At 47.6% G+C, this 20,992-nt stretch carries 17 protein-coding genes; 9 read left to right on the forward strand and 8 right to left on the reverse strand.

Annotated features, from left to right (window positions below):
* The first annotated feature begins 20 nt into the window (after positions 1 to 20).
* The 9 genes from WCK19_RS11585 (at position 21) to WCK19_RS11625 (ending at position 10,753) form a co-directional block, all read left to right on the forward strand.
* Entirely contained in the window at positions 21 to 1,031 is a 1,011-nt protein-coding gene (locus WCK19_RS11585) for a tagatose 1,6-diphosphate aldolase (RefSeq protein WP_342397543.1), read from the forward strand.
* Positions 1,028 to 2,059 (forward strand): fructose-bisphosphatase class II, encoded by a 1,032-nt coding sequence (locus WCK19_RS11590; protein ID WP_342397544.1) that lies wholly within the window; start codon positions 1,028 to 1,030, stop codon positions 2,057 to 2,059. The genes WCK19_RS11585 and WCK19_RS11590 overlap by 4 nt, the downstream gene beginning before the upstream one ends.
* A 17-nt stretch (positions 2,060 to 2,076) precedes the next feature.
* Positions 2,077 to 3,054 (forward strand): phosphoribulokinase, encoded by a 978-nt coding sequence (locus WCK19_RS11595; protein ID WP_342397545.1) that lies wholly within the window; start codon positions 2,077 to 2,079, stop codon positions 3,052 to 3,054.
* On the forward strand, positions 3,051 to 5,081 hold the full coding sequence (gene tkt, locus WCK19_RS11600; protein ID WP_342397546.1) for a transketolase: 2,031 nt from the start codon (positions 3,051 to 3,053) through the stop codon (positions 5,079 to 5,081). The genes WCK19_RS11595 and tkt overlap by 4 nt, the downstream gene beginning before the upstream one ends.
* A 28-nt stretch (positions 5,082 to 5,109) precedes the next feature.
* Entirely contained in the window at positions 5,110 to 6,213 is a 1,104-nt protein-coding gene (gene gap / locus WCK19_RS11605) for a type I glyceraldehyde-3-phosphate dehydrogenase (protein WP_342397547.1), read from the forward strand.
* A 211-nt stretch (positions 6,214 to 6,424) separates the two neighbouring features.
* A complete protein-coding gene (gene rpe, locus WCK19_RS11610) occupies positions 6,425 to 7,105 on the forward strand; it encodes a ribulose-phosphate 3-epimerase (RefSeq protein ID WP_342397548.1) in 681 nt (226 codons plus the stop codon).
* A 178-nt stretch (positions 7,106 to 7,283) separates the two neighbouring features.
* Entirely contained in the window at positions 7,284 to 8,744 is a 1,461-nt protein-coding gene (locus WCK19_RS11615) for a ribulose-bisphosphate carboxylase large subunit (RefSeq protein ID WP_342397549.1), read from the forward strand.
* Between the two features lie 20 nt (positions 8,745 to 8,764).
* Positions 8,765 to 9,202 carry a hypothetical protein gene (locus tag WCK19_RS11620; RefSeq protein ID WP_342397550.1) on the forward strand — a complete coding sequence of 146 codons (438 nt, stop codon included), beginning with the start codon at positions 8,765 to 8,767 and terminating at the stop codon, positions 9,200 to 9,202.
* A gap of 324 nt (positions 9,203 to 9,526) precedes the next feature.
* Complete coding sequence (locus WCK19_RS11625) at positions 9,527 to 10,753, forward strand: glycosyltransferase family 9 protein (protein ID WP_342397551.1); 1,227 nt, start codon at positions 9,527 to 9,529, stop codon at positions 10,751 to 10,753.
* A gap of 39 nt (positions 10,754 to 10,792) precedes the next feature.
* Here WCK19_RS11625 and WCK19_RS11630 read toward each other — a convergent pair whose 3' ends face one another.
* The 8 genes from WCK19_RS11630 to WCK19_RS11665 form a co-directional block, all read right to left on the reverse strand.
* Positions 10,793 to 13,099 (reverse strand): xanthine dehydrogenase family protein molybdopterin-binding subunit, encoded by a 2,307-nt coding sequence (locus WCK19_RS11630; RefSeq protein ID WP_342397552.1) that lies wholly within the window; start codon positions 13,097 to 13,099, stop codon positions 10,793 to 10,795.
* 142 nt (positions 13,100 to 13,241) lie between these two features.
* Positions 13,242 to 14,030, reverse strand: coding sequence for an isoprenyl transferase (locus WCK19_RS11635; protein WP_342397553.1), 789 nt, complete (start codon positions 14,028 to 14,030; stop codon positions 13,242 to 13,244).
* A gap of 35 nt (positions 14,031 to 14,065) precedes the next feature.
* Positions 14,066 to 14,623 (reverse strand): ribosome recycling factor, encoded by a 558-nt coding sequence (gene frr / locus WCK19_RS11640; RefSeq protein ID WP_342397554.1) that lies wholly within the window; start codon positions 14,621 to 14,623, stop codon positions 14,066 to 14,068.
* 60 nt (positions 14,624 to 14,683) lie between these two features.
* The gene (pyrH, locus tag WCK19_RS11645; RefSeq protein WP_342397555.1) at positions 14,684 to 15,397 is read right to left on the reverse strand and encodes a UMP kinase; all 714 of its coding nucleotides are present in this window, start codon (positions 15,395 to 15,397) and stop codon (positions 14,684 to 14,686) included.
* A gap of 232 nt (positions 15,398 to 15,629) precedes the next feature.
* Positions 15,630 to 16,166, reverse strand: a complete 537-nt coding sequence (gene tsf / locus WCK19_RS11650) for a translation elongation factor Ts (protein ID WP_342397556.1) — start codon at positions 16,164 to 16,166, stop codon at positions 15,630 to 15,632.
* Positions 16,167 to 16,245: 79 nt separating this feature from the next.
* Positions 16,246 to 17,145, reverse strand: a complete 900-nt coding sequence (rpsB, locus tag WCK19_RS11655) for a 30S ribosomal protein S2 (RefSeq protein WP_342397557.1) — start codon at positions 17,143 to 17,145, stop codon at positions 16,246 to 16,248.
* Between the two features lie 221 nt (positions 17,146 to 17,366).
* Entirely contained in the window at positions 17,367 to 17,504 is a 138-nt protein-coding gene (locus WCK19_RS11660; RefSeq protein ID WP_342397558.1) for a hypothetical protein, read from the reverse strand.
* 35 nt (positions 17,505 to 17,539) lie between these two features.
* Positions 17,540 to 20,974 carry a S8 family serine peptidase gene (locus WCK19_RS11665; protein ID WP_342397559.1) on the reverse strand — a complete coding sequence of 1,145 codons (3,435 nt, stop codon included), beginning with the start codon at positions 20,972 to 20,974 and terminating at the stop codon, positions 17,540 to 17,542.
* Between the last annotated feature and the right edge of the window lie 18 nt (positions 20,975 to 20,992).

Below are 20,992 nucleotides of genomic sequence, written 5' to 3' on the forward strand. Positions count from 1 at the left end.
CAGGACAAGGAGAATAGTTGATGAGTATAAGCGCAACCTACATCGGGAAAATTCGCGGGATGCAGCAAATGGCTAATGAAAAAGGCATCATTACCGTAACTGCAATTGACCATCGCGGCTCGTTGAAAAAATCACTTCAGGCTGCTATGCCGAATATCAAAGTAGGTTACACTGAAGTAGTGACCGAAAAGCTTCGAATGACCCGTGTTTTTGCCCCTCATTCCAGCGCCATTCTCGTTGACCCTGTGTATGGAGCCAGTCAGATAGTTGCATCTGGGGCGCTTCCCGGAAACACCGGGTTGCTTGTATCATTGGAAGAATCGGGCTATGATGGCACTGACGAGGCACGTATCACCCCAATTACCGAAGGTTGGAGCATACCAAAAATCAAGAGCATGGGTGCGGCAGCAGTAAAGCTATTGCTTTATTATCACCCAAATTCCGCAGTAGCCGCCCAACAAGAAGAACTGGTGGTTAGAGTAGCCGAAGAATGTCGCCAACACGACATCGCGCTCTTGCTTGAGCCAATGTCTTATCCAATAATTAAAGGGCAGAAAAAGGAATCGGCTGAATTTGCCGCTGACAAACCGCAAGTTGTACTCGAATCAGCCCGCCGCTTGTCCGGTTTGGGTATTGATTTGTTGAAAGCCGAGTTTCCGTCTGACCCACATTTTGAAAAAGATGAAAACAAGATGCGGGCGTATTGCCGCGAATTGACTGCAATATCCCCGGTTCCTTGGGTAATTCTGAGCGCGGCTGAAAACTTCGACACCTTCCAAGGTCTGGTCGAAATTGCTTGTGAAGAGGGAGCGAGCGGATTTTTGGTAGGACGCGCCATCTGGCAGGAAGGTATGACTCTTGGAACGGCTGAAGAACGACAGAACTTCCTAGAAACTACCGCCATAAGCCGGTTAGGAATTTTAAGTTCTATTGCTAATTACCGCGCCACCCCTTGGAATGCACGCTACACCAACCTGTCTATTGAGGAAGGCTGGCATAAAACATATAGTGCAGAAGCAGTTGCAATATGACATACGCTTACGAGGCAACCACTCGAATTAACCACCTAGGTTTGGAGTTGGTAAAGGTTACCGAAATGGCTGCACTTGAAGCGTCTAGGTGGTTTGGAAAAGGAAACGCAGAAGCGGCTTATCAGGCGGCAACCGAAGAAATGCTTCGTTCCCTCGAAAAGCTGGCGATAGAAAATATGGTGGTGCTAACCCCCGAAAATAACAGCTATTTGAATAATACTCGGAAAATTGGAGTAGCAAGTAGCGCCGAAAAAGAGCTAATTATACAGCCACTCGAAAATGTGGAAGCTCTAGCAAAAGGTATGCCCAATGCAATCTCAGTAGCAGCGTTGGCAGGAAAAAACAGCTTTTTCTCTACTAATCCTGTACAACACATAGAACGGATAGCAGTGGGCGCTACTGCCAAAGGCGCAATTAATCTTAATGCTCCTTTGGCAACAAATCTCAATAAGGTTGCGGAGAAACTTGGTAAGGATATTTCAGCATTAAACGTAGCCATCCTTAACAAACATTTCAATCAGACTACGATTGAAACCGTAAGAACTCAGGGTGCCAGAGTAATCCTTTTTGACGAAGGCGAAATCAAGTTCGGCTTACTAGCCGGATTACGTGGTCATGGTGTTGATATGCTGGCAGGAATTGCCAGTTCTACCGGAACTCTCATCAGCGCCTGCGCTCTCAAAGCGATGGGCGGAGAAATGCTGGGGCGGCTGGCTCCTCAAAATCCGATAGAATACACTCGCGCACTTGATGCCAACATTGATCTCGAAAGCATTCTGGATATAGATACTCTGGTAAAAGGTCAGGAATTATATTTTGCTGCTACAGGTATAACCGACAGTGTGCTACTTGCAGGAGTAAAATATAGAGGTAGTGGCGCATTCACTCATTCGTTAATGCTTAATTCCGGCGCTGATGTGAATTTGAAGCACATCAAAACCGAGCATAGCTGGAACAAATTATGGCAATTAGTTTCAGGCAATAAAATAAGAGAGATAGAAGACCCATTCGGGTTTATAATTGGATAAGGAAAGGGGTAGAAAGAATGGAATTGGATGTTTCAGCGAAAAGACCGGTAATGTTAGGGGTCGTAGGGGATAGCGCAACAGGCAAAACTACTCTTACTCAGGGCATTGAGCAACTGTTAGGACCAGAGCGAGTAACGGTTATCTGCGTGGATGACTACCACAAATACAATCGCCAGCAGCGCAAGGTTGTGGATTTAACTCCATTACACCCCGAGTGCAATTATATGGATATTATGGAGCAGCATTTGAAACTGCTCAAAGAAGGCAAGCCAATCCTTAAGCCGGTTTATAACCACAGTCGGGGCGATTTTGACCCACCTGTGTATATACAACCCGCTGAATACGTCATTATTGACGGTTTGCTGGCTTATCACACCAAAGAAATGCGCGAAGTGTTTGATATTCGCCTATTCTTAGACCCCTCTGAAGATTTGAGACGGCGATGGAAAATAACCCGTGATACTACCAAACGCGGTTATACCGAAGAGGCAGTGCTGGCAGATTTAGATAAACGTGAGCCAGATTCACAAGCGTTTATTCGCCCACAAAGAGCTTTTGCCGATACCATAGTGCGCTTTTACTCTGACCCGAATAACGAGGGTGGCTCGGATTCCTTCCTAAATGTGAAGCTAACTATGACGGGTAATTTGCAGCATCCCGACTTTAGCAAGGTTGTAACTCGCCCTGATGGTTCGGGTGGTGTGCGCCTGTCTATGGGACGTGAAAGCGGAAAAGTTGCCGAATTTGTTGATATTTTTGGCTATATCACAGAAGAAAAAGCTCTGAAACTAGAGCGCTATATCATTGAGGAACTCCATCTGACCGGACATAACTTGGAAGAGGAGTTAGGTCAATATACCGCTGGTCTTGTTACCAGACGCAGCCACCCGCTCGCCTTGACTCAGTTGTTCCTAGTTTATCACTTATTGCGAGCACGCAAACCGGCAACCAAGCCTTCAACTGGTACTATAGCAGCCGAAGGTTTCGCCAGATGAACGTATCCGAACAGATAGGCAAGGTAACAGAAAACAGCGCTTTTGAAAATCTGTGTGTAAACGCAATCAGGGCGCTGGCTATTGATGGAGTACAAAAGGCAAATTCCGGTCATCCCGGTGCGCCTTTAGGTATGGCGCCAATGGCATATGTGCTTTGGACCAGACACATGCGCTTCAATCCTACAGACCCTCAATGGGCTAATCGGGATAGGTTTGTACTATCGGCTGGGCATGCTTCTATGTTATTATATAGCTTGCTATACCTGAACGGCTTCGATTTACCGTTGGAACAGCTAAAAACCTTCCGGCAATGGGGAAGCCTTACTCCCGGTCACCCGGAGTATGGGCTTACTGCCGGGGTTGAAACCACCACCGGGCCGCTTGGTCAGGGTTTAGCAACTGCCGTTGGTATGGCTATGGCAGAACGGTGGAAAGCCGCCCGTTTCAACCGGGATGGAAATACACTGGTAAATCACTACACTTATGTGATTTGCTCCGATGGCGACCTGATGGAAGGCATCTCACACGAAGCCGGCGCGCTTGCAGGGCATCTGAAATTGGGCAAGTTGATTTGCTTATGGGATGATAACCATATTACAATTGAAGGGGATATTGAAGTTGCCAGCAGTGAGGATGTGCTGGCACGCTTCGAGAGCTACGGTTGGCATGTGAGTCGTGTTTCAGATGGTAACAACCTAGAGGCAATTGATCGTGCTGTTACTGAAGCACAATCAATTGAAAATCGCCCTTCGTTAATCGCTGTACGAACCGAAATCGGATACGGTAGCCCGAACAAACATGGTAGCCACGAATCGCATGGCGCACCGCTTGGCGAGGAAGAAGTTAAACTAACCAAACAAGCGTTAGGCTATCCTTCTACTGAGCCATTCTTTGTACCTGATGAAGCTCTGGCGTTTTTCAGGCAAGCAATCGGGAAAGGCGCACAATTGCAATCCGAATGGCTGGCAAAGCTGGATAAATATTCGCAAGAATATCCTACGCTTGCCGCCGAATGGAACGCGCTATTATCAGGCGCTCTACCGGATGGTTGGGATGAGAATTTGCCTGAGTTTGCTGTCGGAACCGAAGTTGCTACCCGCGTAGCATCCGGCAAAGCTTTGAACGCCTTAGCGCCGAAACTGCCCAGTTTGCTGGGTGGCTCAGCCGACCTTGCTCCTTCCAATAACACGGAAATAAAAGGTTTTGGTGATTTTAGCGCTAGCGATTACAGCGGGCGAAATTTACACTTTGGTATTCGTGAGCATGCGATGGGTGCAGCATTGAATGGAATGTCTTTACATGGAGGATTACGTCCTTATGGCGCAACCTTCCTGATATTCTCAGACTATGTTCGCCCAGCGATAAGGCTTTCCGCCCTGATGCACCAGCCCGTAGTATATATTTTCACTCACGATAGCATCGGGTTGGGTGAAGATGGACCTACCCACCAACCGATTGAACAGATAGCCGCGTTACGGGCAATACCCAATCTGGTGGTTTTGCGTCCGGCAGATGCAAACGAAACAATCGAAGCATGGCGCATTGCCTTGAAACGAAAGAACGGACCATCTACAATAATACTCAGTCGCCAGAACCTTCCGGTAGCAGCAAAAGCAACCGGACCGGGAACGGCAGAACAGGGCGCATATGTAGTGGCGGATGCCAGCAGCGGTAATCCCGAACTAATCCTGCTAGGAAGCGGTTCGGAAGTCTCATTGTGTCTTGAGGCACGACTCTTGTTGGAAGCACAGGGTATTAGGACGCGAGTGGTATCAATGCTCAGTATGGAATTGTTTTTGGCACAAAGCAAAGAATATCGCGAAACTATTTTGCCTTCTGCGGTTAGAGCGCGTCTAGCAGTTGAAACAGCTATCGCGCAAGGTTGGGAACGCTTCACCGGGATTGATGGGGAAGTTATCAGCCTAGAACATTTTGGGGCTTCCGCTCCATACAAAGTGCTGCTGCGTGAGTTCGGTTTCACTTCGAACAATGTTGTAGCAAAAGCTCTCGAATTGGTAAAAAAATAAGTAGCATTTTATTTTCGGAGTAATAAGAATGCGAATAGGAATTAACGGCTTTGGACGGATCGGCAGACTAATCATACGATCCGCTATCTCTCGCGGTATAGACCTTGATATAGTAGCAATTAATGATCGAGGCGAAGCAGATATTAATGCTCACATGCTTCAATATGACTCGACTTACGGGCCATTCACCGGAAGTGTGGAAGTATTAAATAACAAAATTGTTGTCAACGGACATCCAATCGAAATTAGCTCTCATACCAACCCTCTCGAAATCCCTTGGAAGGATTATGGAGTTGACCTCGTAATCGAGTCAACTGGCGTTTTTACCAACGCCGATAAAGCTGCCGCTCACATCCAAGCAGGGGCTGAAAGAGTCTTGATAACTGCACCCAGCAATGGAGCAGATATTACGATTGTAATGGGCGTTAACGAAACCGATTACCACCCGGATAGTCACGAAATCGTTTCGGCGGCATCCTGCACCACCAACGCACTCGCGCCTGTAGCTAATGTCTTGCATCGCGAATTCGGTATCAGAAGCGGAATGATGTCCACCATCCATTCCTATACCAACGACCAGCGTATCCTTGACCGTAGCCACAAAGACCCGCGACGTGCCAGAGCAGGGGCAGCTAACATCATCCCTACTTCTACCGGCGCTACCAAAGCGTTAGGCACAGTAATACCGGCTCTAGCAGGGCGTTTGAACGGTATGTCGTATCGCGTCCCAACCCTGACGGTTTCGTTGGTGGATTTAGCAGTCAATCTGGAACGCAAAACTAATGTTAAAGAGATTAACAAAGTGCTGCAGGAAGCTGCTGAAGGCGAGTTAAAGGGTATTATGGGCTTTACCAACCTTGCGCTTGTTTCCAGCGATTTTAGAGGCGATAGCCATTCTGGAGTGGTGGACGGAGCCAGCACCGCAATTATGGAGAGTGAAAATCTCGCCAGAATAGTGGTTTGGTACGACAACGAATGGGGCTATGCCAGCCGTATCGTAGATTTGGCTGCCTATATCCAAGCACATGAAGGAGATGCCGAAGCACCGCATCGTACCTATTCAGTCGAAAAAGAAGGGCTGGATAGAGCGTTGGTAATGGGTGGGTTCGCGCCCGAAAGCCCGCCGCTATAATATCGCCACGAAGTATTAAAAGGCATCAAACAGTTATATTCTGAGGTGAAGCTGGAAATTATTGTGCTGGCTCACCTCAGAATAATTCACAGATTAGCTTCCGCGAGATAAAAGATTCAGTCTGAACCTCATTCGGTTTATCTAAAATATAAAATAGCCCGGCAACAGCTATGACGCTGGCTTTACCTGATTAATTCGAGAGGTGCTTACTATGCCCAATAGTTTCAAGTTAGCTCCTTCAATTCTTTCTGCCGATTTCGCCCGACTTGGCAGTCAGGTTGCGGAAGTAATACAAGCAGGCGCAGATTATATTCACATTGATGTTATGGATGGACATTTCGTCCCTAATATTACAATTGGACCGCTGATTGTAGAGGCAATAAGAGGTGTCACCGCCGCAACCTTCGACACCCATTTGATGATAGAAAAGCCAGAACGCTACATCGAAAGCTTTGCAAAAGCCGGTTCCAATATCATTACTGTGCATGCGGAAACTTGCCCCCATCTGCATCGCACCGTCCAGCAAATACATGCAAGCGGAGCCAAAGCAGGTGTTTCGCTCAATCCTTCCACTCCTCTTTCGGTACTGGAAGAAATTTTACCCTACATTGATTTGGTTTTAATCATGAGCGTTAACCCGGGTTTTGGCGGTCAAGCGTTTATAAAAACCTCTGTTGATAAAATCAGGCGCTGTTGGGAGTTAATCCAAAGAGTAAAGCCCGGCGTAGAGCTTGAAGTTGATGGTGGCATTAACGCCTCTAATATTCGTGAGGTAGTAGAAGCAGGCGCTAATGTGATTGTGGCAGGTTCGGCTGTTTTTAACAAGCAGCGTGGAGTTAATGAAACGGTTGCCGAATTACGGGCAGCCTGCAATGCAGCACTACTAGCTTGATATTTCTTTATATAGAGAATAATCTATAGAAAATATCAATTTCTAGGTCTAGTAACTATAAGTAGTTTATGTTATAGTTTTCCTATACAAATAAAGTGCTGCGACGATAATTTTTGGAAATTTATACCGGCTGGCAAACATATGCCCGCTGACACATTATTGAAGGAGTAATAACAGGATGGCTGTGCAAGATGGAAAAAGTACTCAGAACCAGTTGTTCAGCGCGGGAGTGCGCGAGTATCGCACTATGGGCTACCTCAATCTTAGCTATGTTCCAAAAGATAGCGATGTGCTTGCCGCCTTCCGCGTAACTCCGCAGCCCGGTGTGCCGATTGAAGAAGCTGCTGCTGCTGTTGCGGGCGAAAGCTCAACCGCTACTTGGACGGTAGTTTGGACTGACAGACTGACCAACCTTGAGCGGTATCAGGCAAAATGCTACAATATTGAGCCTGTACCGGGAAATGATAACCAATTCATTGCTTACATTGCTTATGACTTGGCTCTTTTCGAAGAAGGTTCGATTGCCAACCTGTCATCTTCTATTGTCGGCAACGTTTTCGGTTTCAAACCCCTGCAAGCCCTACGCCTAGAAGACATGCGTATCCCAACCCAATACATTAAGACTTTCCAGGGTTCTCCGCATGGTATTCAGGTAGAACGCGATAAGCTAAACAAATATGGTCGTCCTTTACTGGGCGCAACCGTAAAACCTAAGCTTGGTCTTTCCGGCAGAAACTACGGGCGTGTAGTTTATGAAGGTTTACGCGGCGGTTTGGACTTCACCAAAGACGATGAGAACATCGGTAGCCAGCCTTTTATGCGCTGGAGAGAGCGTTTCCTGTTTTGCCAGGAAGCCACTGCTAAAGCGGAAGCGGAAACCGGAGAGCAGAAAGGTCACTATATGAACGTGACCGCTGGTACTATCGAGGAAATGTACAAAAGAGCCGAATTTGCCAAAGAAATCGGCGCTAAAGTAATTATGTCAGACTTCCTGACAATGGGCTGGTCGGCTCACACCTCGTTGTCAATTTGGGCGCGTGAAAACGGAATGCTGCTGCACTGCCACCGCGCAATGCACGCCGTAATGGATCGCCAGAAGAATCACGGCATCAGCTTCAAGGTGCTGGCTAAATGGCTCCGCTTGGCTGGTGGCGATCACCTCCACACCGGTACCGTTTTTGGTAAATTGGAAGGCGACCGAACTCTAGTATCAGGCGTATCTGACCTTTTGCGCGAAAACCATATAGAGCAAGACCCTACTCGCGGTCTCTACTTCACCCAAGATTGGGCAGATATTGCGACCGTAATGCCGGTAGCCTCTGGTGGTATCCACGTAGGTCACGTTGCTCGCCTATTGGATTTGTATGGAGATGATGTTATCATGCAGTTCGGTGGTGGCACTTTCGGACATCCTCTAGGTATTGCGGCGGGCGCTACTGCTAACCGCGTTGCTTTGGAAGCGATGGTACAGGCTCGCAACTCAGGTCGGGATTACTTGGCAGACGACAAAGACATCCTTGAAGAAGCAGCTCGAAATTCACCCGAATTGGCGGCAGCTATGGATGTTTGGAAAGATATAGAGTTTAATTACACCTCAACTGATACTCCAGATGCGGTGGTAACTCCAACTAACCAGTAATTTTAACGGGAAAGGTAAATATGCCAGACGCAGCTTTGATTAAACAGTTGCAGAATTACAGGGAGGAAATAATTTCCAAACAGGTAGAGGTGCTGCTTAATCAACGGCAAAAGATAGAGAGTGAAACGGTACTTTCAGAAAGAGCCGAAATAACTTTATCGGGAGTGCTGGCATATATCCAGAATCGAGACAGAAAAGAAGTGGCGCGGTTGATAGATTCAATCCGATGCCACTTCTCCACTTATAACTCCGACCTTGCTAATTCCAGCTTTGAATTTACTGCACAAGTTTTAATCGAACTCACCAGCTTGAGCGAAATTCTTAAGCAAATTATGACGAGAGAGCTAAGCGCCAAACATCGCATGGTTAAGAAATTAGAAGTCAGGATGGAGAGTGTAATACTACTGGTGCAACTGATTTCTAATAGTTCTATTTTCTTCCAGCCTAAATACTCCTAAAATTCTTCTTGGATAATTAAATTTAGACCTCCGGGGCAATTGCAAGGTCGAGAAAATGAAAAAGACAAACCCATTTAATCTCGTAATTTGAGGCAGAAATTTCCCTTTGGAAATGCTGCTTTGGCTACCTTAACTGTTTCTTGCACACTCTATTCTTTCTTTTTCACTCCAGCTATTTTAGCAAAGAATGCCCTCTTTAGTTCCCCAAAGGTATCAGCCCTGTGATAATGGGTGTAAAAGTTGTACAAAGCGGGTAGGCTCTGGTAAGATGTAAACTCCACAGATACAGTAGTAGTACCGGAAACAGAAAAGGGTGGCGAAAAGATGAAGCTGATGCTTAAAGGCGTAATGCGTAGTGCAGTGCTAAACACCATGAAAATTGCAGCACGCCCAACTCTTCTTTACCGCTCAACTCATCCCGATTTGACAAAACCTCCCCGTAAATTGCTGGTGATACGCCCAGACCATCTTGGGGATGTCCTGCTTACCACCCCTGCCCTGCGCCTTTTGCGGCAAACGCTACCGGATACCGAAATAACAGCGTTGGTGGGACCTTGGGGTGCGCCTTCGCTGGTGGGCAATCCAGATATTGACAAACTGGTTCGACTCTCTTTTCCGGGCTTCAGCCGTCAACCAACTGCCAACCCTTTAGCCCCTTATTTACTTGCGCTCCAGCAATCACGTATTTTGCGTCGGGAAGGTTATGATGCCGTTCTGAATATGCGCTATGATTTCTGGTGGGGCGCATTACTGGCGTATCTCTCAGATATTCCAGCACGCTTTGGCTTCGATTGGGACGAATCACGCGCTTTCCTGAATTGCCGCCTCTCTTTGCGCCGCGCAGAATTGCCTAAATTGCTCTCTCCATTTGGACAACCACCGCAACATTTCTCTGCCCTTAGTCTTTCGCTGGCTCAATTTATGCTCAACACTTGCGGAGTAAAAACACCTTCAGAAGGTTTCGATGCAAGCCTCAAATTTTGCCCTTCTCCTGAAGAAAAGCGTTATGTAAACTTGATACTCTCTGAAATGGGACTTGAGCGTAATGACAAACTGGTAGCTATCCACCCAGGCACTGGGGCAAATCTCAAGTTGTGGACGGTGGAAGGATTTGCAGGGGTAGCAGACGCAATCAGCCACAAATACAACGCAAAGGTTGTGTTGGTAGGTGGGGAAAAAGAGGCTATATTGGTAAAAAATATTCTGCGCCACTGTCAGAACACACCCATTCGCTTGGATTCAGGCGATAATTGGGGTAAGCTCGCTGCTTTATTTGAGCGCAGCCAACTTGTAATTGGGCTGGATAGCGGCCCAATGCATTTGGCGGTAGCAATGGGAGCGCCAACTCTCCACCTGTTCGGTCCCACCGATCCTCAGATATTCGGACCATGGGGCGATCCGCAAAAACACCGGCTGGTGCGTACCGAAATAGACCTTCCCTGCTGTCCATGCGGTGTGCTTGACCCGAACCGCATCTGTTGGAAGGGCGGTTACTGCATGCGTACCATCAAAGTTACACAGGTGCTAGGCGAAGTAGCTAGATTTTTATAGAATTGCTCCTTCCCGTTTGAAAAAGAGCAATTCTATTTGTTAATGTGTAATTTTGTCCTGTGCGCCCGCAATAACGGCGGCACGTACTCGTTCGGGGACAGCAGGAATTTCGTTTATCCGCACTCCGGTTGCAGCATAAATGGCATTACAGATGGTCGCGCCACCCGGTACTATAGGCGGTTCACCCACGCCCTTTGCCCCAAAGGGACCATCCGGCGAAGGAATCTCCACTAATTGCACCTCGATATTGGGTACTTGCGGCGCACTTTGAAGCGCGTAATCCATCAAGCTACCGTTTATCAAAGTTCCTTCTTCATCATAGACCATTTGCTCATAAAGCGCCCAGCCTAATCCCTGAGTTACGCCACCATGAATCTGCCCGTGTACTTCCGCCGGATTAATCGCTTTACCTACATCCTGCACCGCCACATACTCTAGTACCTCAACCTCGCCCGTATCACTATCAACCCGAACTTTTGCCAAATGTGCGGTGAAACCGGGCGCATTACGTACAATCGCGCTGTTGCCTCGCCCGAAAACAGGCTCAAAGCGCCCACCAAAACTCATACTTTTAGCGGCTATTTCTTTTAGAGTCACCGATTTGCTGCTGACGCCTTTTACCAACACCTTGCCATCTTGCAATTCGAGGTCTTGCGGGTTTGCTTCCAGTAGTGAAGAAGCGATATTGAGAACCTGCTCTTTGGCATCTTGCGCTGCTTTCAGCACTGCCGCACCTACCGTGTAGAGGGTTTTGCTGCCGCCGCTCGCTCCGGCGTAAGGTGCGCTGCTGGTATCGGCGTTTTCCACCGTCACTTGCGCTATCTGCAAACCTAGCGTCTCAGCCACAATCAGCCCCAAACTGGTTGTAACCCCACTAATATCCGATACGCCGGTAGTAACAGTAATATTGCCATCATGGTCAAGGCGGCAGGTACTACTTGCAGGCTCAAGCCCACCGGGCCAACCGCCAATCGCAACTCCGATACCCTCACCGGGCGCAACTTTATCACGGTTTAGCCAGAGCGGGTGTTTGGCTAGTTGTTCGATACATTCTTTCAGCCCGATTCGGGGCATAGCTTTGCCGTTCACCATAATATCGCCTTCTACAATGCAGTTCTGAAGCCGAAATTCAAGCAAGTCACGATTCATGGCGCGAGCCAACGCATCTATCGCGGATTCCAGCGCGAAGGTAGTTTGAGGCGAACCGGGGGCGCGATATGCTCCCACTCCCGTTTTATGGGTAAGCACTTCAAAGCATTCAATATCAAAACTAGCTACCCGATAATAACCCGCCAGTACAATCCCTGCTATACCAAGAGCAGTACCGGGGTAAGCCCCTGTTTCAAAATATACTTTTGCTTTGAGGGCGCATAGTGTACCATCGGCACGCGCTCCGATTTTAAGCTCGATTTTACCGTTAAAAGATGGGTTTCCGGCGGTGAGGTCTTCCATCCGATAGAATACCAGACGTACCGGGCGGCGTGCTACTTTTGCCAATGCCGCCACAAAGGGTTCAATCAGTACAAACTTCCCACCGAACGCACCTCCGCTGGGAGTGGCAATAATTTTTACTTTGTTTAGTGGTATATTGAGCGCGGCGGAGACTTCTTGGCGGGCGATGAAAGACGCTTGCGTGCTGGTATAGAGCGTGACTCCGCCGCCGATAGTTGGTTCGGCAAGACACGATTGTGGCTCAATATAGCTTTGATGTATCATCGGTACGGTATAAGTATTCTCTACAAGCGCGGCGGCTTCCGAAAACCCGCCTTCAATATCGCCTCGTTTGAAATGAATATGGTTGCTGACGTTGTGGGGTAGCTTGAAGCCTACATCCTGATCTTTGGTTTCAACAGTAGCATGCATCTGAGCATCAGTATCTGCGCCATGCGCTTCACGGGAACGAACGCTCAACGCGCTAGGCTTCAACGCCTCTTCCATTGAGCTAACTACCGGAAGCGGGTCGTAATCCACAAAAACTTGATCCACCCCATCCAGCGCAGCCGCTTCGGTTTCACCTAACACCACCGCAATAGGCTGCCCATAGAATATCACTTCGTCTTTTGCCAGCGGGTTACGCCTCCGTGATTCGCTACTCTCCTGCACAATCGGCAAATCTGCGGCAGTTATAACCTTGAACACTCCGGGAACTTTCAAAGCTTCAGAAATATCTATGCTATTAATACGAGCGTGGGCATAACGGCTAGTTACAAGGCGAGCGTGCAACATACCGGGCAAAACCAAATCTCCGGCAAACCGTGTCTCTCCGGTAAGTTTTCCCTCCCCATCTTTGCGTAAGGCATCATGCCCGACCACTTTAAAAAAACCAGAATTTATAGTATCGGTCACTTTTTATTCCTTTCTTAAAAAGCTTTTTTCTAAATAATATAACGATTTAGCTTCAAGCAATGTACAGCCTGATTATAACAGAGATGCAAAAAAGCGATGAGATTTAACCCATCGCCTCATAATCCACAATATTCGTTATCGGTTATTGGTGATTCTGCTCTAGTTGGTCAGCGGTTTTGCCAAATTTGCGGACTCGCCTGCTGTAATCGAGCAAAGCCTGCTTGAACTCCTCTTTGCCCAACTCAGGCCAGTACAGGTTGGTAAACCAGTATTCACTGTAGGCAGCCTGCCAAATGAGAAAGTTGCTCAGGCGCTGTTCTCCGGCAGTACGGATAATCAAGTCAGGGTCGGGGCTACCGGTAGAATAAAGGAAACGCCCGATTAATGCCTCGTCAATTTGCTCAGCCGGAACGCCGGATTGCACTATCTTACGCACCGCATCTACAATCTCGCTGCGTCCACCGTAATTGAAGCAAACATTCAGAGTAAGGCGAGTATTATGGCGGGTTTTCTCGGTAGCGCGTTCAATCGCCCGCAAAAGATGGCGTGGCATGCGATCTAAGCGACCTAGATGGCACACCTTAACCCCTTCGGCGTGCAACTTGGGGGTTTCTCGTTCTATCACTTCACCAAGAATAGTCATCAAACCGCGCACTTCATCTTCCGGTCTGCTCCAATTCTCGGTGCTGAAGGCATAGAGAGTTAGGTGTTTTACGCCAAAGCGAACACAGGCTTCAACGATACGCCTGATATTCTCTGCACCTGCGCGATGCCCTGCGATTCGTGGCAAACCGCGTTGTTTTGCCCAACGACCATTCCCATCCATCACAATTGCAACATGAACCGGAACAAAACGAGGGTCTATATCTGGGTCCAATGCTTCAACCGGTAGGGTGGAGGGCATGGCTTCCACTATTTTTACTCTACTCATCCTTGTGAAATTTACCTCTGTTGTACTGCTAAAATTTAAACTTCGAGTATTTCTTTTTCTTTGTGGTGTCCTATTTCTTCCACTTCGTGAATGTAGCGAGTGGTAAGTTGTTCAATTTTATCCTGACCGCGCTTTTCGTCATCCTCTCCAATCATTTTCTCTTTCAGCATTTCCTTGAGATCATCGTTATGGGCGCGTCGAATATTGCGGATAGAAACTTTCCCCTCCTCAATTTTATTCTTCGCCACTTTAACCAAATCCTTGCGGCGATCTTCGGTTAGGGGCGGAAACGGCACGCGAATAACTTTTCCATCGTTAGAAGGATTTAAGCCCAGTTCCGATTTCTGGATAGCTTTCTCTATTGCGCCAAAAGCCCCTTTATCGAAAGGTTGTACCACCAACAAACGCGCTTCCTGTGCAGTGATAGAAGCAAGTTGCTGCAAAGGGGTATTAACCCCATAATATTCGACCTGAAGCTTTTCAATAAGTCCGGGAGCGGCACGCCCTGTGCGGATATTTTGCATTTGCAGCTTGAGAGCTTCAATCGACTTCTTCATCTGATTCTCAGCTTCGGTAATTATTTCATCTACCATAATAAAACCCTTCCTAATATATTTCTCTGTTTGCTACCCTGAAAACAGAACCAGATAGGCTTACCTTACCAGCGTTCCGATCTTGTGACCCAACATTGCTTTTTCAAAGTTGCCATCATCTAAGTTCAACACAATGATAGGCATTTTATTTTCCATACAAAGAGATAACGCCGTGACATCCATTACGCGCAAGCCCATATTGATAGCATCCATATAGGATAGCTCTTCAAATTTGCGAGCATTAGGATTGTTGCGGGGGTCAGCATCATAAACCCCGTCAACCTCATTTTTCTGCATAATGATAATATCCGCGTTTATTTCCATAGAACGCAAGGCGGCGGTAGTATCGGTAGTAAAATACGGGTTACCGCTACCCCCTGCTAATATGACGACACGACCCTTCTCAAGGTGACGTATTGCACGCCTTCTAATATAAGGTTCTGCTACTTGGTGCATCTGAATAGCAGTCATTACCCGTGTTACAACACCAATACGTTCAAGGGAGTCTTGTAGAGCCAAAGCGTTAAATACTGTCGCAAGCATCCCCATGTAATCGGCAGTGCTGCGATCCATTCCGCTGGTAGAAGCTTGGAAGCCGCGCCAAATATTGCCGCCGCCAACTACAATTGCCACTTCTACATTCATTTCATAAATTGTTTTGATTTTGTAAGCCAGAGCTTGGGCTACTTTGGGGTCAATGCCGTAACGCTGCTCACCCATCAGGGCTTCTCCGCTCAGCTTGAGCAGAACCCTTTTGTAAACTGGAGTGGACATTAGCGCCTTTCTCTATACAATATTATTCAATAAAATATATTGCTGCTGCGCCTTTAGAGCTATCGCTTATTATACCCTATATATGACCTATTGGGGTAGTAATTTTGGTTTAGAATGACTCTTATGACATCTTAGATTTACAGCAAAAAACGCCAGGCTTGTGCATTCCTAGCGTTTTTAGATTCTAAAACGAGAAGTTAAGTAGTTTGAGTTCTAACTTCACAGATTTTTATCACTTGCCCAATTCGAAGCGAGTAAAGCGGCGCACCACGATGTTCTCACCCAACTTGCCTTTGGCTTGCTGGATTAAATCCGAAATTGTGACTTTCCCATCGCGAATAAAGGGTTGCTTTAATAGCACTACTCCCTCATACCACTTATCGAGGTTCTCGCCGATTTGGCTGTGCATATCGGCAATAGTTTCAGCCGGAATATCCTCAACGCTGATATAGCGGGGGTCAACACCCACGATATGCTGTGCAATATCTTTCGCCAATTTCTGGAAATCCTCGGTACGTGCTACGAAGTCGGTTTCACAATTCAGTTCAACCATCGCGCCTATGCGACCAGTGTGAATGTAGGTTTCAATAAGACCTTGTTTTGCTTCTCGCCCAGTTACTTTCTCGGCTTTACGCAAACCACGCTCGTCCAACCATTTCTTCGCAGCAGCAAAGTCGCCATCTGTTTCTTGCAGAGCTTTTTTACAATCTAGGATACCGGCATTTGTTTCTTCGCGAAGTTGTTTTACCTGCTGAGCCGAAATTTCCACTTTTATATCTCCTTAATTTTATCTTAAAGAACGCTGAACGGGAGTTTGCCGTTCAGCGTTAGCCTTACACAATCAGATACTAGCGTCGGCGACGTTGTGGGCGCTGACGTTCGCCCTCTCCACCGCCGCCCTCCTCATCTTCCTTGCGATCAGAATGGCGGCTGGCGCGTTCCGCCGCTTCATCCATTAACTGGTCTTGCAGCACCTGTGCGCGACGTTGTGAGCCTTCAATATAGGCATCTGCTAGGTAAGCAGCAATAATTTTGACTGAGCGAATAGCGTCATCATTACCGGGAATGACATAATCTATTTCATCCGGGTTGCAGTTGGTATCGGTGATAGCAATTACCGGAATTTCCAACCGGAGTGCCTCGAGCATTGCAATGCGCTCTTTATGCGGGTCAACCACAAAAATCGCATTAGGCAGATCGTACAGATTCTTGATACCGCCTAGCACATCGTTTAGCTTGGTTTTCTCTTCAGTAAGCTTCTTGGCTTCTCGCTTCGGTAATTGCTCAAATTCACCACGAGCTTCGCGGGCTTCCAATTCTGCAAGGTAGCGCAAACGCTGGCGAATGGTAACAAAGTTGGTGAGCAAGCCACCGGGCCAACGCTTGTTGGCGAAATACTGCCCGCAGCGTTTTGCCTCTTCAGCTACAGTATCCTGAGCCTGTTTCTTGGTTCCTACGAACAACAGTCGTCCACCTTGAGCCGCCAGTTCCTGTACAAAGGCTGCCGCATCTTCCAAACCGGAAACAGATTGACCTAAGTCAATGATATGAATTCCGTTGCGCTCAGTGAAGATGTATTGGCGCATCTTGGGGTTCCAACGCTTGGTCTGGTGTCCAAAGTGTACGCCAGATTCCAGCAATGCACGCATTATCTGGGGAACAGTCATGCCCTTCTCGATAGTAGCAAGGGGACGTGGAGCAGACGGGACAAGTTCAGGCGCAGCGCCCGGATTAACGGTAGTTACCATTGAATGGGATATTCCTTTCTAAATTCGTTTTCTTCCGCTCTCGTCAACCCGGCGATAATCCCGAAAGACACGAATCGCGCGGTCAGAGAGCGTGCTTATTATGATTTGGCAAGAATTTTGCCGCAAAAGATTGTACCATAGGTGGCAAGCATAATGCAATTCAGCTTCAGGACAAATTTAGGACGGCTGCAAGAAAGAAATTGTCCCCTATAAAACCTTTTTTATAGGGGGGTTGACAAAGAAATAGGTTCGGATTGGTAGGGGCGTGGCTCGACATCCTCTTTGGGTTGGTAAATTCGTTTGAAAGGACGCTTAGAGGCGTGGTTAATCACATAGAAAATCATAACAGAAATCGCCACCTTGACATCCTCTCTCAAATCCTTAATGCCCTGTGCTAGGTCTTACTGAGCCTGAGACAGGAAAACTTATTGCCCGTCCCGCTCATTATCAAAGGATTAGCTGAGAAGCCGTGTATATTCAAAGCTATCAGAGTAGTATTTTTCCCGATAGATAAGCCGGTATAGAGATTATTACCCTTGATTTCCACCGGATTCTGACAGCTTCCTCCATCAATAGTCACTCCATCAGGCACCTTTGGTAAAGTTCCCGTAACCGTAATAACAGAACCACTGGAAAGGTTGAAAGTAATTTCGCCATTAACCGACACATTATTTATCATTTTTGAAAGCGAGCCATTAACTGTACCTGTCCCATCATCGGTGGTTACAGTCACAACCGATGTATAAACATTACAGGTATAATTAAAAGGCTGAATGTCAATCGACCAAGCATCAAGCGTAGCTATATCTCCCGAACCGCCGTCCACTATGTGAAGTGTCCAAATCCCGTTTGAAGTTTGCCCGTTATAGACCGATAGGGGCGATTCTGGTCTGTACGACCCGGTAAAGGGAGCGCTTCCGGTTGATATTGCGGTAGCGGCGCTGTCGTCCAGCACCGTATCTGTAAAGTTAGCGCCATTGCTACCCCGCTTGCTGATTAAAGTGGTGGCGGTATTATCAGGGCTTGTTATTTTGAACACTAGGTCACTATCCCAAGTCATTGTCACGCCTAGCTTAACCCTTACGGCATAAACTGCCCCGCTAAGACCGCTCACCGTTACAATGGAATCTATCCCGCCTGGGGTGTTATCCGGTACAGTTTTGGGTACATCGGTTGAGGTGAAGGTGGTAAAACTGCCCGGTACTATTATGCCGATGTTTTTGCTCAAGGTGTAGCTAAAACTTCCCCCGCCCGGGCTGAAACTTAGCGAGTAAGTGAAGGTAATAGCAGCCCCACAAGTCTGGCTCTGTTTAATGTAGAAAGTAAATAGCGTGCTGTTATTTTGAGTTGCGTCCGCCGCAATGTTTGGGTAGGCGCTAGTTCCGTTTATTATAGTTGCCCCGCCACTCGCAACAGTAAGGCTGCTGCTTATCCCGGTTGCGGTTGCGTTGCCCACATTAGCAAGCGGAATCTGGACACTCCAAGTTTCGCCCGGGTCAGTAGCTGCGTCATTATTGCCGGTTACCTGAGTAAATACCGGGGTACTGGATGCTAGAACCGGAACAGTACCACTAACGCCATTGTAAGCAATCAGCGCAAAATCTTGGTCGGTAGAAGTGGCATTGCCCGGTACGCCATCACCCGCTAGATTGGTGGCAGTTACTTTAATTTTGAAATTCCCGGTAATACCTGCCGGAATAAAAACGTTTTCAACATTGTTGCGGGTGTCCGCGCTACCAGAGGTGGTTGAATAGCCGCCGCTAAATACATTGCCCTTGTACACTTGTCCACCAACCGTAACTTCTAGGTCTAGGTTATTGACAAAAGAGTTGCCGGTAGTGGAACCGGGAGCGTCAGTCCAAGCTAAAGTCACATTGAAAGGTTTGCTGCTGGTTGAAATCGTTCCAAAAGAAGTATAGGTCTGCCCGGTGGCAGTCAGGGTGGTAGTCTGATCAACCAAAATCCGGGGAGTACCATCGGTCAACCCATCCAAGTTAACATCCCCCCAACCCTGATTTGGGCTTGGGAGGGTATCGCCTGTGCCGGAACCGTTCAGATAGCGTGGAGTATTAAGAATAAGCCCTTTGAGCATCGCCGGACTTAGACCGTTACCGGGATTTAAGACCCGATTGTAATAGTTATAGACCAGCGAAGCGGCTCCGGCAACAGCGGGGGCGGAGTGACTAGTTCCACTCGACCAAGTATAAAGGGTTTGACCCCCCGTTGGGTAATATTTTGGTCCGCAAACGCCTGTGCCATCATAAGAGAGGTCTTGGGAAGCGGGTCCTTGAATATGGATGCCGGGAGCTACAATATCCGGTTTGACCCGCAAGTCACTGGTGGGACCCCGCGAGGAAAAACTCGCCATATCATCGGCATTATTAGCGCTAGATATACCACAACCATCAAGAATGCCCTCATCGCGTACATTTTCGGTTGCGCCGACTGTAAGAACGTTTTTGGCAGTGCCGGGAGAGCCTATAGTTGTTGTACCTGACCCGGCATTACCCGCAGAAAAGACATGGAGCATTTGCTGATTGCCCGCCGTTCCGGCAACAGCATCCCGGGTTAGCGCATCGTATGCCTGAGAAGAAGAATCGTAAGCCCCTGCTACATTAGAACCCCAACTATTGCTGGTAATCCACGCGCCTTGGTCATAAGAGACGGCTACAACGCCTGCATCAGTATTGAGACAATTTTCAATAGCATAGGAACCGGCGTTGTTAAAAATCTTGACATGCGCCATGCGCCCATAAGGTGATACCCCAAGCCCTAAACGATAACCGTTAGTATCCTGATAAGGGGAACCTGTCAAGTTGTTGTAAGAGCCGACAATACCAGTGTTGATATTGCCATGTCCTGCCACACCGTTGCCTGTAAAGTCGCTGGTGCAGTTGCCAATCGCGGTAATACGGCTAGGATATGTTTTACTTCCTAAAGTGTAGAAATCAGGGTGTAGGGGGCTGGCGCTGCCATTATCTAGCCCATCATCCACTACTGAAATAATCGGGTAGCTGGAAGCGGTGGTGGGAAAACCCTTAGCGGCTAACCAGTTTAGGTAGCCAACGCCACTGGGTACTACATTTCCGCTAGAAGTAGTAATATTGCCCGCTATGATTTGGTTTTGAACTTCATCCAACTTTATTGGCGCACTCCACGGTTCAATATTATAAACTTCCGGCAAACTGGCGAGATTTGCTAACGCGCTGGCATCAATCTGTACGGTAAGATTAACAAAATTGAGAATGTTTTCAGCCGGCTTGATGACCGTACCCTGTAGGCTTGCCAAAGTTTTGTTAAGGTCAGGGTGGTTATAAAATTGGATGGTCACAGCCACTTTTCCGGTAGGGGCATTTTTCCCCTGCAAATTGGGCGAAAGCCGGTAGGCGGGATGATAAGCCCCTGACCATTGAAGCGCAGCATACCTACCCACCAAACCTTCAACTTGGGTGAGGGTAGTGCCGTCGAGCCAAACCACATAAGCGTTATTAGGCATATAAATTACAAACTCTACGCCCAATTTCTTGAGTTGATTTATCCAGTCTTCTTTGACGGGTCCATAGAATTGAATCAGCCAGAGTTGTTTTCCGCTTAACTTGTTTTGGCTAAGTTTGCTCGGCGCGTTAGGCTGAGGTTGGGTGGTGTCAATGCTGCCCTCTCGTAAGCCAATTGTATCAAAAGCGGCAGAGGCAGTCACCGAATTGCGCCCGATGAAGTTTCGAGCTATTTGTTTATTGGTTTTCCAGAGGCTAAACGAGCCATAATTCTCTAACTCGGTGGCGCCACTTTTGGTTAGCTGTTGGAGTAGCGTTTTATCAGAATTATCCACAAGTAGCTTGCTTGATGC

The sequence above is a fragment of the Candidatus Chlorohelix sp. genome, assembly GCF_037138995.1.
Classification (GTDB): Bacteria; Chloroflexota; Chloroflexia; order Chloroheliales; family Chloroheliaceae; genus Chlorohelix.